General features: G+C 51.6%; 1 protein-coding gene. It reads left to right on the top strand.

Annotated features, from left to right (window positions below; all coding sequences use genetic code 11):
- On the top strand, nucleotides 1-632 hold a 632-nt coding region (locus tag HZY91_RS10790; RefSeq protein ID WP_197116272.1), incomplete at both ends, for a CLIPPER-2 domain-containing protein.

The raw sequence follows: 632 nt of genomic DNA, 5'->3' as shown, positions 1-632 counted from the left end.
ATCGAATTACCGCAAGCGAACCTAGCACCAGGTGAGTCGATCAAAGTGACGCAAGAGTACACTGCGACGGCGGATGATCTAACGAAGGATAGTATCCCGAATACGGCCACGGTGACAGGTGATCCAGAAGATCCAGCTAATCCAGGGGAGCCAGATCCGAACACGCCACCTGTGACGGATGACGATGAGGAAGACGTGCCCGTAAATTCACCAGCGATTGAGTTAGTGAAGACGGTGACAGCTGTGAATGGTGAAACCAACAGAAAAGTTGTTACCGCTGAGGGCGATGTCATCACGTACGAGTTCACGATCACCAATACGGGTAATATGCCACTTGTGAATGTGGTTCTAGACGACCCAATGTTAGGTGGAACGATCGAATTACCTCAAGTGAATCTAGCGGTAGGAGAGTCAATCACTGTGACGCAAGAGTACACCGCTACGGCAGAAGACCTTGGTAAAGACAGTATCCCGAATACGGCCACCGTAACGGGGGATCCAGAAGATCCAGCTAATCCAGGGGAACCAGATCCTAATACGCCACCAGTGACCGACGAAGATGACGAAGACGTGCCCGTAAATTCACCAGCGATTGAGCTCGTGAAGACCGTGACCGCTGTGAATGGGGATGC

Source organism: Facklamia lactis (genome assembly GCF_015863205.1).
GTDB lineage: Bacteria > Bacillota > Bacilli > Lactobacillales > Aerococcaceae > Facklamia > Facklamia lactis.
This window is presented reverse-complemented; position numbering and strand designations above follow the sequence as displayed.